Raw genomic sequence first — 12,889 nt, forward strand, 5'->3', positions numbered from 1 at the left:
AGAAAATCCCCCGCGCGCAAGCCGGGGGATTTTTGTTTGGAGACCGTTCTCATCTTTATTCAGCGGGCTATTCGGCTGCGTCGGCGACGCAGGCCAGGTTCGATTTCGCCGTGGCTTTCTCGAAACCGAAGATCAGGAAGCTGATCGCGGCCAGAATCCACGCGCCGATGCCGCCATACAGCATCACCCAGCCGAAGCCCTTGACCAGCGCCGCGTGAACCGCGGCACCGGACGGATCCTGAACGGATAGCGCCGGATACGTCTGCGGCAGCGAACCGAGATTTCCAGTGGCGATAGCCGAGGCCAGCGCCCGCAACTGCTGGCCATCGAGCGCGGCGGAGAGCGTGTCTGGAAGGGACCACTGAATGGCCTCCAACAGGATCAGCCCCATCACCGCGATGTTGATGGCGAGCGAGATCAATCGTGCGCTGATGTCGATCCCGGACGCCATGCCCGCACGGTTGCTCGGGACTGCACCGGTTGTGGTGTTGGTCACTGACGTGTTGGTCAGGCCAAGTCCGATCCCGGCCAGCAGCGCGCCGGGAAGCACGGTGAGCCAGTTCGCCTGTTCGATGCCGCTGCCGAGACGCATGGCGATAAAGCCGGCACCCATGACGGCCATGCCCAAGGGGATCACGATGCGAGCGCCGTGACGCCGGAGCAAATAGTCTGAAAAAGGAGGCAGGATCAGAAACGGAATTGTATAGGCCAGGAGCAGGAACCCGACAGCCTTGCTGTCGAGGCCAAGGCCACCCTCGAAGTAAATCGGCAGGTAGATCATGAACGGCCAATAGCAGAAGTTCATGCCGATGCAGCCGATGATGGCGCCGCTGAATTTCCTGATCCGGAACACCGAGAAGTCGAACATCGGTTGCGCCGTGTTGCGCTCGACGAGTACGAACGCCACGAAGCTGGCGAGGGATATTGCAGCGAGCCCGATCGCACTGGTTCTGCCAAGGTCTGCTCCTTGCGTGATGACGTAGGTCAGACCGAAGACGGCGATTGTCAACGTCACGATACCCCAGCCATCGAGTCTCCTGGCGTGCGGATCTCGCGATTCCACGATACCGATGCAGGCCGGAATGAGGGTCAGTATCGTCAGCGGGACGTGGATCAAGAACACCCAATGCCAGCTCGATACAGCGGCGATTGTGCTGCCGATGATCGGACCGAATCCCAGGCCGATGCCACTGATAATGGCCCAGGTGGTAAAGGCCCTCCCTCGCTCGCGCTCATCCTGGTACTGGTGCGAGATGATCGCGACGCAGCAGGTGAACATGGCGCCGCCGGCAAGACCTTGCAGAAACCGCGCGACGATGAGCACCGATGCGCTCTGCGCCAGCCCGCACATCAGCGACGTGACGCCAAAGGCGATCGTGGCCGTGGTGAAAACGCGCTTCCGGCCATACCGGTCAGCGAAGGTGCCGGTCGCCATCAGCACGGTGGTGCAGGCGATCGTGTAGGCGTTCATGATCCACTGCAGGTCTTTGAAGTCTGCGGGCAGCGCCGTTTCCAGGGTCGGCAGGATGACGGGGACGCTCGATATTTCGAGGCCGAACATCAGTGACGCCAGACAGACGCCGATCAGTGCGGCAGTATTTCTGGCCGAGGGCGAGACGCTCATGCAAATTCCTTTTCAACCCGAGTCGGACGTCGCTGCTACGGGGTGACGGATATGAGCGATATGATTTCATGACGGAAATGAATTTATTTTGTTGATTTCAGTTTCATTGGTCATATGTGTGGGGCATGGACTTTGAGCCCACATTGCTTCGCGCCTTTGTTGCCGTCTGCGAAACCGGCGGGTTCACGCGCGCTGCCGAGCGGCTTCATCTGACCCAGTCCGCCGTCAGCCATCAGATCCGGCGGCTGGAGGAGCAGGTGGGGCGGCCGCTCCTGTATCGAACCACGCGCAAGCTGACCCTGACCGAAGATGGCGAGGATTTTCTGCGTCACGCCGAGCAGATCTTGCAGGGTCAGGATGCGCTGACGCGCCGCTTTCAGTCCTCCACGGCGTCGGGGGCCATCCGTCTGGGCGTTCCGGAGAACTTTATCGGTGACAGGCTGCCGCAACTGCTTGGCCGGTTCGCTCGCAGCTACCCTGCGGTTAGGCTCGAGGTTTCGGTCAGTGTCTGCCTTGACCTGCGGGCCAAGGTCGATGCCGGCGAACTCGATCTTGCGGTGGCGATTACCCGATCGGACGCAAAGGGCGGAACCGTTCTTCGTCAGACCCAATTCGTCTGGGCGGCAGCCGACACGTTCAGACGGCCGCAGGATTCATCGCTGCCATTCGCGCTCTCGCCGCCGCCGTGCGCGCTTCGTGCGATGGCTGTCGAGGCACTTACGGCTTCTAGCCTCGATTGGCACGTCGGCTTCACGTCGGCGAACCAGCATGGTCTGAAGGCGGCAGTGAAAGCGGGGCTGGCGGTGTCGATCTTCGCCCAGGAAGAGATCGAACCCTGGATGAGGGTCCTGGACGGTGACGACGGTTTGCCGCCTTTGCCGAAAGCGAATTACGTCTTGATCCGGAAGCAGGGCGGCCAGATGCCATGCGCGGCTGAATTGGGCCGGTTGATCGTTGATGAGGCGGGCTCTTGGCCCAGCTCATCAGGAGGGCCAGAGCGGGCGCGCCTGGCATCGGTCTAGCGGACTTGTGCAGCGGCTACGCCTTCGCGTTCAGCCGCACGCCTATCCGTCCCGCGATTTCCTGCGTGAACTGCCAGGCCACACGGCCCGAGCGTGATCCGCGCGTAGTCGACCATTCGAGCGCTTCGCGCTCTAACTGATCGTCGGGCATCTTGACGCCGAAGTGCTTGCAATAGCCGCGCACCATCTCAAGGTATTCGTCCTGGCTGCACTTGTGGAAGCCGAGCCACAGGCCGAAGCGGTCCGACAGCGAGACCTTTTCCTCGACGGCTTCGCCGGGATTAATGGATGTCGAGCGTTCGTTTTCGATCATGTCGCGCGCCAGCAGATGGCGGCGGTTCGATGTCGCGTACAGGATCACGTTGTCCGGCCGGCCTTCGATGCCGCCTTCGAGGACTGCCTTCAGCGACTTGTACGACGCGTCGTTGCCGTCGAACGACAGGTCGTCGCAGAACACGATGAAATGGAAGTCGGAGTCGCGCAGCAGCGACATCAGAAGCGGCAGGCTTTCGATGTCCTCGCGATGAATTTCGATCAGCTTCAACCGCCCGCGCACCTTGGGCATGGCGTTGACGCTGGCATGCGCCGCTTTCACCAGCGACGACTTGCCCATGCCGCGCGCGCCCCAGAGGAGGGCGTTGTTCGCGGGCAGGCCTGTGGCGAAACGCTCGGTGTTCTCGATCAGGATGTCGCGCATCCGGTCGATGCCCTTGAGCAGTCCGAGGTCAACGCGGCTGACCTTTGGAACCGGCACCAGATGGCCGCTGGGGTGCCAGACAAAGGCATCGGCATTTTTGAGGGAATCAGGGGTCGACGGTTTCGCCGCTGATGCGTTCAGGTTTGCGGCGATACTCTCGAGCGCGAGTGCGATCCGGGCCCGGGTCTCGCTGTCGGCCGCTGCCGCAGGGCGTTTTGTCGCGGCTTTGACGGCCTTGCCGGGACGCGCCTTCGTGGTGGCCCCGGAGGCCTTTTTACTGGCTTTTTTGGACATGAATCAGCACCCCTTGGAGGCACCCATAGCGAGGCCGGCGGACGCCCGCAAGCGCCACAAATGCATGGCCAAATCGACATGTCCGGTCCCGTTGCAATTGAGCGGCCTGCCGCTATAGTCCGCGCAAATTCGGCCAAAACGGCCTTGCGCCTACGCGTTTCGCCCCATGGCGGGCGCCTTCCCGAGGACTTTTCGTATGTTCATTACTCCTGCCTTTGCTCAAGCCGCCGGCGCCGGTGATACCAACAGCATGCTGATGTCGTTGCTGCCGTTCGCGCTGATTTTCGTCATCATGTACTTCCTGATTCTGAAGCCGCAGCAAAAGAAGCTGAAGGATCATCAGGAACTGGTGAAGAACATCCGCCGCGGCGACACCGTCGTGACCAACGGCGGCCTTGTCGGCAAGGTGACCAAGGTTGTCGATGACGACCAGATCGAGGTGGAAATCTCCGACGGTGTCCGTATTCGTCAGATGCGCCAGATGATCTCGGGCGTGCGGACCAAGGGTGAGCCGGCGAAGGATTCAAAGGAAGAGACAGCCGCGAGCTGACATTCCCGCGCTGCAGCTTCATTAATCTGACGGGTCATCTCGATGCTTTATTTCACGCGGTGGAAGGCGTTGGCGGTCATTCTGACCGCCACGATCGTTTGCCTTTTCGCGGTTCCGAACTTCTTCCCTGAATCAACCGTCAAGACCTGGCCGAAGTGGGCCCAGCGTCATGTCGTGCTCGGCCTCGACTTGCAGGGTGGCTCGCACATCCTGCTCGAAGTCGATTCGAACTCGGTGAAGAAGGACAAGCTCGATCAGGTTCGCGACGACGTGCGGCGTACGCTGCGCGACGCCAAGGTCGGCTACACCGGCCTTGCGGTTCGCGGCGAGAGCGTTGAAGTCCGCGTCAAGGATACCGATCTGACCGCTGCGCTCGCCAAGCTGCGTGAACTGTCGCAGCCGCTCGGCGGTCTGCTCGGATCGAGCGGCCAGCGCAGCGTTGAAGTCAGCGACGCCGGCGGCGGGCTGATCCGCCTGACCGTGCCTCCGGCTGCCATCACGGAACGTGTCCGCCAGTCGGTTGAACAATCGATCCAGATCGTCGAGCGCCGCATCAACGAACTCGGCACCGTCGAACCGCTGATCCAGCGCCAGGGCATCGATCGTATTCTGGTGCAGGTGCCGGGCCTTCAGGACCCGACCCGCCTTAAGGAGCTGCTCGGCAAGACGGCCAAGCTCGACTTCCGCATGGTGGACCCCACCATCTCGCCCGATCAGGCGCAGCAGGGACGGTTGCCGCCGGATTCCGAACTCCTGATGAGCGCCTCGTCTCCGAAGGTGCCTTACGTTATCAAGAAGCAGGTGCTGGTGTCGGGTGGTGACCTGACCGATGCGCAGCCGGGCTTCGATCAGCGCAGCGGCGAACCGATCGTCAGCTTCCGCTTCAATACGTCCGGCGCGCGCAAGTTCGCAACCGCGACGCTTGAGAACGTCGGTCAGCCTTTCGCCATCGTCCTCGACAACGAAGTGATTTCCGCGCCTGTGATCCGTGAACCGATCACCGGCGGCTCGGGGCAGATTTCCGGCAGCTTCACCGTGCAGGGCGCGAACGATCTCGCGATCCTGCTGCGCGCGGGCGCGCTGCCTGCGCCGCTGACCATCATCGAAGAGCGCACGGTTGGTCCGGGCCTTGGTCAGGACTCGATCGCAGCGGGTGAACTGGCGTCCTACGTCGGTTCGGTGCTGGTCATCGTGTTTATGCTGCTGACCTACCGGCTGTTCGGCTTCTTCGCCAACGTCGCGGTCGCCATCAACGTCGCGATGATCTTCGGCATCCTGTCGCTGCTCAATGCGACGCTGACGCTGCCCGGCATCGCCGGCATCGTTCTGACGGTCGGCATCGCGGTCGACTCCAACGTGCTGATCTATGAGCGTATCCGCGAGGAACTGCGCGCCGGACGAACCGCGATCTCGGCCATCGACGCCGGCTTCACGCGGGCGCTAGCGACCATTCTGGACTCCAACATCACCACATTCATCGCGGCGGCGGTGCTGTTCTACATCGGCACCGGGCCGGTGCGCGGCTTCGCCGTGACGCTCGGCATCGGCATCATCACCACGGTTTTCACGGCGTTCACCGTTACGCGGCTGATCGTAGCGACGTGGGTGAGCTGGAAGCGGCCAAAGACCGTGCCGATTTGAGGATAGCTACACAGTGACTCAAACTATTATCATTGCTCTGGCCATCTTCATCGTCGTCCTGACGGTGCTCAGCATTTATGGCGTGATCCCCGCGCTCCGTATCGTTCCCGACGATACGAAGTTCGACTTCATGCGCTTCCGCCGCATCAGTTTTCCGATCTCGGCGCTGCTGTCGTTGATCGCAATCGGCCTCTATTTCGCGCACGGGCTGAATTTCGGCATCGACTTCAAGGGCGGCACGCTGCTGGAAATCCAGACCAAATCGGGTCCGGCTGACATCGCGGCTTTGCGCGCGCAGCTTACAACGCTCAATCTCGGCGACGTTCAGCTCCAGCAGTTCGGCGGTCCGTCCGATGTGCTGATCCGTGTCGCGGAGCAGCCGGGTGGCGATCAAGCGCAGCAGGCAGCGGTTCAGAAGGTCCGTCAGTTGTTCGGGGACAGCGTCGAATATCGCCGCGTCGAAGTGGTCGGCCCGCGCGTGTCAAGCGAGCTTCTTGCCTATGGCACCGTGGGCCTGATGCTCGCGATCGTCGGCATTCTGATGTATCTCTGGTTCCGGTTCGAATGGCAGTTCGCGCTTGGCGCGATGATCGCCAACGTCCACGATATCGTGCTGACGCTCGGATTCATGTCGATCACCCAGATTGAATTCGATCTGACCAGTATCGCGGCGCTGCTCACCATTCTCGGCTATTCGCTCAACGACACCGTCGTCATTTACGACCGTATTCGCGAAATGCTGCGGCGTTACAAGAAAATGCCGATGACTGATCTCCTGAACCATTCGATCAACTCGACGCTGTCGCGCTCGATCATCACCCATGTCACGGTGACGCTGGCGTTGCTCGCGCTGCTGCTGTTCGGCGGCAAGGCGATCCACAGCTTCGCGGCGACAATGACCTTCGGCGTGGTGCTGGTCGGCACCTACACGTCGATCTTCATCGCGGCGCCGATCCTGATTTATCTCGGCGTGGGCGAAAACCGGGGCGGCGAGGACGACAAGCCGTCGAAGCCCTGATGGCCGCTAGTACCGCCTATTGGAAGTTCCTGCAGCGCAAGCTGCGAGTCCCATCCAGGAACTTCCAATAGATAGCGGTACTAGAATTATAGGTTGCTAGTACCCACGACTTTCCGAAGTTCGTGAAAGGTGGTGCTGAGATGGATCACGAACTTCGGAAAATGGGTACTGGTGCGCCGGATGCGTTGCATCTTCCGCGGTCGGCGCCGATCGAAGCCTACGGCAACGGCGGCTTCCGGTTCGCGGAGATGTCGCATCGCGGCTCGCTGCTGTGCCTGCCGGACTCGATCTGGGCATGGCCGGTCAACGATCCCAAGGACATTGACCGGTATTCGCTGGCTCGCGTTTTCGAGCACGCCAACGACATCGATACATTGCTGATCGGCACGGGAAGCGAAGTATGGATCGCGCCAGCGCCGCTGCGCAATGCGCTGCGGCAGGTTCATGTGATGCTCGACACCATGCAGACGGGGCCGGCGATCCGCACCTACAATGTCATGATGGGTGAACGCCGGCGCGTGGCAGCGGCACTCATTGCCGTTCCATGAGCAGCGCGACAGATCGAGCGGCTGAAGCGTTTTGCACGGAACTGGTGCGCGCACAGGATTTCAGAACCTATGCCGCGAGCCTGTTCGTGCCGCCGCAAGCGCGGCGTGCTTGGATTGCGCTGGCGGCGTTCAACGCCGAGGTCGCGCATGTTCGCGATCACGTCAGCCAGCCGCTGCCGGGCGAGATCCGCCTGCAGTGGTGGCGGGATGCATTGACCGGTGGCGGCCAGGGCAGGGACCACGGCGCGGTTGAGGGAAATCCGGTTGCGGCGGAATTGTTGCGGACAATGGCGCAGCACGATCTTCCCGTTGAAGCATTCGTTCGTCTGATCGACGCGCATGTGTTCGATGTCTACGATGATCCGATGCCGGACATGGCGGCGCTTGAAGCGCATTGCCGCGATACGGCTGCGGCGATGTATGACCTGCGTGCGAAGGTGATGGGCGTGAATTCGCCGGAGATTGAGCGTCTCGCCGAACATGCAGGCATTGCGGAGGGGCTTGTTGACGTGATGCTGGCGCTGCCGCGCCATGCCGCGCGGCGGCAGCTCTATTTGCCGGGCGATCTCATGTCCGTCCATGGTGTCATCTCGGAGGAGGTCTTTCTCCAGCAGAGCAGTTCGCCGCTCAAGGACGCGCTGGCGCATCTGCGCCGCGAAGCGAACACGCAGATGAAGCAGGCGCTGCTGATGCTTGAAGATGCGCCGTCCGCCGCGCGTGCGGCCTTCCTTCCGCTCGTGGTGATTGGAAAGACTCTGGCGCGGCTGGATTCGTCGGAGCCGTTCGCGCCGCCGTCACCTTCCCGGCTCGGCATGCTCTGGACGACCTGGCGTGCTGCGGGCGCAAAGCCGTTCAAGACGTAAGGCCCGTTATCAGAACGATGGTCTCAGCAGGGATTGTCCCGCTCATGAAACCAGCGGAAACTTGCAGGATCTGGAAATACGACCCAGGAACGAACTTGCTTTTCGACAGATGCAAGAAAAGCTGGCAGGGTCTCGCGCGGAATCCGGAACCCGCTCGTTTCAAACGACAGTCGGGTGTTGTTCGAGAGCGCGACGCTGAAAAGGAACCCTTCCTCAACTCCCGGATGAAGTTGATTGATAAGCGGAAACTCGATTCGCCACGCAGTGACGGGCGCACCAAAGGCCAGAAAGTCTCCACGAGCCATGTAGACTGGCCCAGCCGTCAGCGGCTCCTCGAACACATAGAACTTCCCATCTGCCCTGGCGGCTTTGCTTGGGTCTGGACGTCTCCCAGCCCTTCGTCTGGACAGCCGAGCCCGACAAAATCATCGCCGCCGCCGCACGCGGGCACCCGGTGCTGGAGTCCATCCGCTAACCTTTGGCCATGGTAGTGCGGCGATCCGCGCCGAATGTCCACTCTCCGGAAAGCGGCCAACGGGGAAGTTCGACCCTTTGCAGTCATTCGCGGAGGCCGCTGACCGGCCGCTAACCGAAATCGTAGCCTAGAGGGCTGCGGCGTAGGCGTAGCTTTCTTCGCCTACCGAATCTGCGCACAACTCGGCCGCCTGCGAACCACTTGCCGCGCCCTAAGCCCGCGTATATAAAACATATACGAATCGTATATTCAGGAGCGCTCAGTGGGTATCGTCAATATCGAGGATGAGCTGCACGAGCAGCTGCGCCGGGCGAGCAAGGCGTCCTATCGATCGATCAACGCCCAGGCGGCGTTCTGGATCAAGATCGGTATGCTCTGTGAGCTGAACCCAGGCCTCACCTTCCAAGAGCTTGTGGCGCGTGAGCTGAAGGAGGCGGGCGTCGACGCCCTTGATCTCGCGGCTGCGGCCACATGACGAAGACGCCGGCCGAGGTTGAGCTGCTGGCGGAGTCGGGGCGTCTGCTCGCGTCGGTGTTCGCGCACCTGGATGGGCAACCTCTCTCTGGATTGAGCACCCTGCAGGTCAATGACCTCGTCGAGGCGTTCATCGTCGATCAACTCGGCGCGCGGCCCGCCAGCAAGGGTCAATATGGCTACGGCTTCGTGCTGAACAGTTCGAGGAACGAGGTCGTCTGCCACGGCGTGCCGTCGAGGGACGAGGTCTTGCAGGACGGCGATATCGTGAATTTTGACATCACGCTCGAGAAGCAGGGCTACATCGCGGATTCCAGCAAGACATTCCTGATCGGGAATGTGGCGCCCACGGCAAGGCGGCTCGTTCGCACCACCTATGAGGCCATGTGGAAGGGCATCCGCGCCGTGCGCCCGGGCGCAAAGCTTGGCGACATCGGCTACGCCATTGAGCGGCACGCAAAGCGGAACGGCTATTCGGTCGTGCGAGAATACTGCGGTCATGGCATCGGGCGCGAGATGCACGAAGCACCGCAAGTGCTGCATTTCGGAAAGCCGGGGACCGGCCTTACGCTGCGAGAGGGCATGGTTTTCACGATTGAGCCCATGCTGAACCAAGGGCGCAGGACGGTTCGAACTGAGGAGGACGGATGGACCGTTGTCACAATGGACAGGAAGCTCTCCGCACAGTTCGAGCACACGGTTGCGGTCACTCATGACGGCGTCCACGTGTTGACGTTGCGTCCGGACGAAGCACGGTCCGCCGCATGATACAAAACCTTGGTATGTGCTGACGAATACCGAGGTTTTGTACCATCTCAGGCGTCGGCGTTTGGCGTCAATTACCGCCTGCGCATTGCGCATCGCCTCGACATGGCTGCCCGTCCGGTGTAGGGCGAACGGAGGATTTTCAGAACCTCCATCCGGTCCTGAAAGCCCTCGAACTTGCTGCGGGTCTGCAGATCGCGATGCACCACGCGAAGCTTCAGGCGGCCCAGGAGCTTCTCGCCGATCTGATCAGGCTCGGCGAGCGGAGAGGTCGGTGTTCGCCCAGAAGCGCTTGTCGAGCCTCTGCTGGGCGGGATGCTGAGGGTCAAGGGCGGCTTCGCCGTCGCTCCGCGATGCGCGCCGTAGGCGCGTAGACCCTCCGATGTCCGCAAACCACCCTCCCGCAACCTTCCGGACGTCTGCAAACGGGTAGGGCCCCAGCCGCTCTTCCCCTAGCTGCGAGGCCGCTCTCGGGCGGGTACCAAGCGTCCGATTCAATCCACTAGCTTTCTTTGAGAAATCTTCGTCGAACGTTCGCTCAAGCTATTCAAAAGAATCGAACTTGCGCAACAAAGATTACAGTCAGTGTGCCCCTCTGAAAGAGTTCGCAAGATAGAGAGCGACAGCCTCCGTGCATGGCGTTTGGTTAGAAGGGCAGTCTCGTGTTTTTGGACTTGCCGACAACAGGACGGCTGCTCCAAGACACTTCCCGCAGGCGTTGCCCCGTTAACTGGGCCAACGGCAAGGCCCGGTCACTTGGCTCGATGGCGGCCTGCGGCGGCGGCGTCACTCGCAGTCTGAATTCATGTTCAGATCATCTGCATCAAGTCATTTTGATCGGCAGTGGATGCTAAATCCCGATCCGCTTGCGCGCTGCAATCCTGCCGCCACTTCGCCTTTTGCAGCGAAGTTCGTCACCAGTTTGCCCTTTGATTGCGGCGCGATGTTTCGCTGCGAATATTACGCCGCGTCGGACACCCGCAACGTCTCTGCAATCCAGCGATCCATGTCTGACAATGCCCGTGCGCTGATCGCCTGTTTCTTCGCGACTGTCTTCTCATTGCCGCGCAGCCGCGTGCCGTCCGGCTTCTTCGTCGGCGCCGAGGCGAGCGGCGGAAACAATCCGAAGTTGATATTCATCGGCTGGAACGAGCGCGGACCGGCATCGATGGTCTCGATATGGCCGCCGGTGATGTGACCGAGCAGCGCGCCAAGCGCCGTCGTCGGCGGGGGCGGCGCAATCGCATCCTGCCGCGCATCGGCGGCAGCGAACAGGCCGGCAAGCAGGCCGATGCCGGCGGATTCGACATAACCTTCGCATCCCGTCATCTGCCCGGCGAAACGAAGGCGCGGCTGCGCTTTCAGGCGCAACTGAGGATCGAGCAGCTTCGGCGAGTTCAGGAAGGTGTTGCGATGCAGGCCGCCAAGACGCGCGAACTCCGCATTCTCGAGACCCGGAATGGCGCGGAGCACGTGCGTCTGCGCGCCGTGCTTCAGCTTGGTCTGGAAACCGACAATGTTGTAGAGCGTGCCGAGTTTGTTGTCCTGCCGCAGTTGCACGATCGCGTATGGCTTGACCGTCGGGTCGCGCGGGTTGGTCAGTCCGACCGGCTTCATCGGTCCATGACGCAGCGTCTCGCGGCCGCGCGCGGCCATCACTTCGATCGGCAGGCAGCCGTCGAAGTAGGGCGTGTTGGTTTCCCATTCCTTGAAATCGGTCTTCTCGCCCGCGATCAGCGCATCGACGAAGGCGTCGTACTGCTCGCGGGTCATCGGACAATTGAGATAATCGGCGCCGGTGCCGCCCGGGCCGACCTTGTCGTAGCGTGATTGAAACCACGCGATCTCCATGTTGATCGAATCGCGGTGCACGATCGGCGCGATGGCATCGAAGAAGGCGAGGGCGTCCTCGCCCGACAGCCCACGGATCGCGTCGGCCAGCGCCGGTGACGTCAGCGGACCGGTGGCAACGACGACGTTTTGCCAGTCAGCCGGCGGCAGTCCGGCGATTTCTTCGCGCCGGATGTCGATCCGCGGATGTGCGGCGAGCGCTGTGCTGACCGCTCCGGAGAAGCCGTCGCGATCCACCGCGAGCGCGCCGCCGGCAGGCACCTGATTGGCGTCGGCGCAGCGCATGATCAGGGAGTTCAGTTTGCGAAGTTCCGCATGCAGCAGGCCGACAGCATTATTGGCCGCGTCGTCGGAGCGGAAGGAATTGGAGCAAACGAGCTCAGCGAGGCTGTCAGTGCGATGTGCATCGGTCGTGCGGACCGGACGCATCTCGTGCAGCACAACGCTGACACCGGCGTTCGCGATCTGCCACGCGGCTTCGGAACCGGCCAGTCCACCGCCAATGACGTGGATCGCTGCCGCTTTGGATTCTTTCTGGACTGTCATGGCACACCACTAGAGCCGCTCACGCGCCGATGCAATGTTTCGGTGCGCAATGCGATTAAACCGGACGCCAGATATGACAACGCCCGCACAGGGCGGGCGCAATCGTTCGTCAGTCAGTTATCGCAACGGTTAGCCGTTGTAAGTATTAACATAAGTAAAATCAATTACTTACGTGTCTCATGGGGGCCTTTTTCAGCCATTTTGTGGCATTTGTCTCACGCTGTTTACCGGGTCTGGCGCTGGAGCTGCTCGATCCGGGCGACGCCTTCTTTGATGTAGGAGGTATCGCTTTCCAGCTTGACCAGGCGCGTGCCGAAGCCGATCTGGATCTGCTGGATCAAACCTACGGTGCTGTCGTCCTTGGCTTCCAGCTTGACGATCTGGGCCTGCAGGGACTGGATCGTCAGCTTGTCGGCCTTCACGTCGTTGCTCAAGGTGATATAGGCTCCGACCGCCGCGAAGATGATCGCGCAAAAGTTTGCCGCGCTCACGAAGAACTGCGGCGTCAGCTTCCACTCCAT

13 protein-coding genes are annotated in these 12,889 nt (G+C 61.4%); 8 read left to right on the forward strand and 5 right to left on the reverse strand.

The window, feature by feature from the left end; genetic code table 11:
* Window positions 1-67: 67 nt before the first annotated feature.
* Window positions 68-1,624 (reverse strand): MFS transporter, encoded by a 1,557-nt coding sequence (locus tag BN32_RS04935; RefSeq protein WP_019197005.1) that lies wholly within the window; start codon window positions 1,622-1,624, stop codon window positions 68-70.
* A gap of 125 nt (window positions 1,625-1,749) precedes the next feature.
* On the opposite strand from BN32_RS04935, the gene BN32_RS04940 reads away from it, so the two are divergent.
* Complete coding sequence (locus BN32_RS04940; RefSeq protein ID WP_019197006.1) at window positions 1,750-2,646, forward strand: LysR family transcriptional regulator; 897 nt, start codon at window positions 1,750-1,752, stop codon at window positions 2,644-2,646.
* A gap of 16 nt (window positions 2,647-2,662) precedes the next feature.
* Here BN32_RS04940 and BN32_RS04945 read toward each other — a convergent pair whose 3' ends face one another.
* On the reverse strand, window positions 2,663-3,637 hold the full coding sequence (locus BN32_RS04945) for an ATP-binding protein (RefSeq protein ID WP_019197007.1): 975 nt from the start codon (window positions 3,635-3,637) through the stop codon (window positions 2,663-2,665).
* A gap of 196 nt (window positions 3,638-3,833) precedes the next feature.
* Here BN32_RS04945 and yajC point away from each other — a divergent pair, with 196 nt between their 5' ends.
* The 5 genes from yajC to BN32_RS04970 all read left to right on the forward strand — a co-directional run bounded on the left by yajC (window position 3,834) and on the right by BN32_RS04970 (window position 8,257).
* The gene (gene yajC / locus BN32_RS04950) at window positions 3,834-4,187 is read left to right on the forward strand and encodes a preprotein translocase subunit YajC (protein ID WP_019197008.1); all 354 of its coding nucleotides are present in this window, start codon (window positions 3,834-3,836) and stop codon (window positions 4,185-4,187) included.
* A 42-nt stretch (window positions 4,188-4,229) separates the two neighbouring features.
* The gene (gene secD / locus BN32_RS04955; protein WP_019197009.1) at window positions 4,230-5,828 is read left to right on the forward strand and encodes a protein translocase subunit SecD; all 1,599 of its coding nucleotides are present in this window, start codon (window positions 4,230-4,232) and stop codon (window positions 5,826-5,828) included.
* 13 nt (window positions 5,829-5,841) lie between these two features.
* Complete coding sequence (secF, locus tag BN32_RS04960) at window positions 5,842-6,846, forward strand: protein translocase subunit SecF (RefSeq protein ID WP_019197010.1); 1,005 nt, start codon at window positions 5,842-5,844, stop codon at window positions 6,844-6,846.
* A gap of 140 nt (window positions 6,847-6,986) precedes the next feature.
* The gene (locus BN32_RS04965) at window positions 6,987-7,394 is read left to right on the forward strand and encodes an Mth938-like domain-containing protein (RefSeq protein WP_019197011.1); all 408 of its coding nucleotides are present in this window, start codon (window positions 6,987-6,989) and stop codon (window positions 7,392-7,394) included.
* Window positions 7,391-8,257 carry a phytoene/squalene synthase family protein gene (locus BN32_RS04970; RefSeq protein WP_019197012.1) on the forward strand — a complete coding sequence of 289 codons (867 nt, stop codon included), beginning with the start codon at window positions 7,391-7,393 and terminating at the stop codon, window positions 8,255-8,257. The genes BN32_RS04965 and BN32_RS04970 overlap by 4 nt, the downstream gene beginning before the upstream one ends.
* 23 nt (window positions 8,258-8,280) lie before the next feature.
* On the opposite strand, the gene BN32_RS04975 is transcribed toward BN32_RS04970, so the two are convergent.
* On the reverse strand, window positions 8,281-8,598 hold the full coding sequence (locus BN32_RS04975; RefSeq protein ID WP_019197013.1) for a hypothetical protein: 318 nt from the start codon (window positions 8,596-8,598) through the stop codon (window positions 8,281-8,283).
* Between the two features lie 396 nt (window positions 8,599-8,994).
* Between BN32_RS04975 and BN32_RS04980 the strand changes: the two genes are divergently transcribed.
* Both BN32_RS04980 and map read left to right on the forward strand, forming a co-directional pair.
* Entirely contained in the window at window positions 8,995-9,207 is a 213-nt protein-coding gene (locus BN32_RS04980) for a ParD-like family protein (protein WP_019197014.1), read from the forward strand.
* A complete protein-coding gene (map, locus tag BN32_RS04985) occupies window positions 9,204-9,974 on the forward strand; it encodes a type I methionyl aminopeptidase (protein ID WP_019197015.1) in 771 nt (256 codons plus the stop codon). Before BN32_RS04980 ends, map begins: the two co-directional genes overlap by 4 nt.
* A gap of 957 nt (window positions 9,975-10,931) precedes the next feature.
* On the opposite strand, the gene trmFO is transcribed toward map, so the two are convergent.
* Both trmFO and BN32_RS05000 read right to left on the reverse strand, forming a co-directional pair.
* A complete protein-coding gene (trmFO, locus tag BN32_RS04995; protein WP_019197017.1) occupies window positions 10,932-12,368 on the reverse strand; it encodes a methylenetetrahydrofolate--tRNA-(uracil(54)-C(5))-methyltransferase (FADH(2)-oxidizing) TrmFO in 1,437 nt (478 codons plus the stop codon).
* A 224-nt stretch (window positions 12,369-12,592) separates the two neighbouring features.
* Window positions 12,593-12,889 (reverse strand): hypothetical protein, encoded by a 297-nt coding sequence (locus tag BN32_RS05000; protein WP_152343814.1) that lies wholly within the window; start codon window positions 12,887-12,889, stop codon window positions 12,593-12,595.

It is taken from the genome of Afipia birgiae 34632, from assembly GCF_000308295.2.
Taxonomy (GTDB): Bacteria; Pseudomonadota; Alphaproteobacteria; order Rhizobiales; family Xanthobacteraceae; genus Afipia; species Afipia birgiae.

Excerpts from the sequence above, each read along its gene's own strand:
- BN32_RS04970 (WP_019197012.1), top strand. The coding sequence starts at position 7,391 with ATGAGCAGCGCGACAGATCGAGCGGCTGAAGCGTTTTGCACGGAACTG.
- yajC (WP_019197008.1), top strand. The coding sequence starts at position 3,834 with ATGTTCATTACTCCTGCCTTTGCTCAAGCCGCCGGCGCCGGTGATACC.
- BN32_RS04935 (WP_019197005.1), bottom strand. The coding sequence starts at position 1,624 with ATGAGCGTCTCGCCCTCGGCCAGAAATACTGCCGCACTGATCGGCGTC.
- BN32_RS04940 (WP_019197006.1), top strand. The coding sequence starts at position 1,750 with ATGGACTTTGAGCCCACATTGCTTCGCGCCTTTGTTGCCGTCTGCGAA.
- BN32_RS05000 (WP_152343814.1), bottom strand. The coding sequence starts at position 12,889 with ATGGAGTGGAAGCTGACGCCGCAGTTCTTCGTGAGCGCGGCAAACTTT.
- BN32_RS04945 (WP_019197007.1), bottom strand. The coding sequence starts at position 3,637 with ATGTCCAAAAAAGCCAGTAAAAAGGCCTCCGGGGCCACCACGAAGGCG.
- BN32_RS04965 (WP_019197011.1), top strand. The coding sequence starts at position 6,987 with ATGGATCACGAACTTCGGAAAATGGGTACTGGTGCGCCGGATGCGTTG.
- map (WP_019197015.1), top strand. The coding sequence starts at position 9,204 with ATGACGAAGACGCCGGCCGAGGTTGAGCTGCTGGCGGAGTCGGGGCGT.
- secD (WP_019197009.1), top strand. The coding sequence starts at position 4,230 with ATGCTTTATTTCACGCGGTGGAAGGCGTTGGCGGTCATTCTGACCGCC.
- trmFO (WP_019197017.1), bottom strand. The coding sequence starts at position 12,368 with ATGACAGTCCAGAAAGAATCCAAAGCGGCAGCGATCCACGTCATTGGC.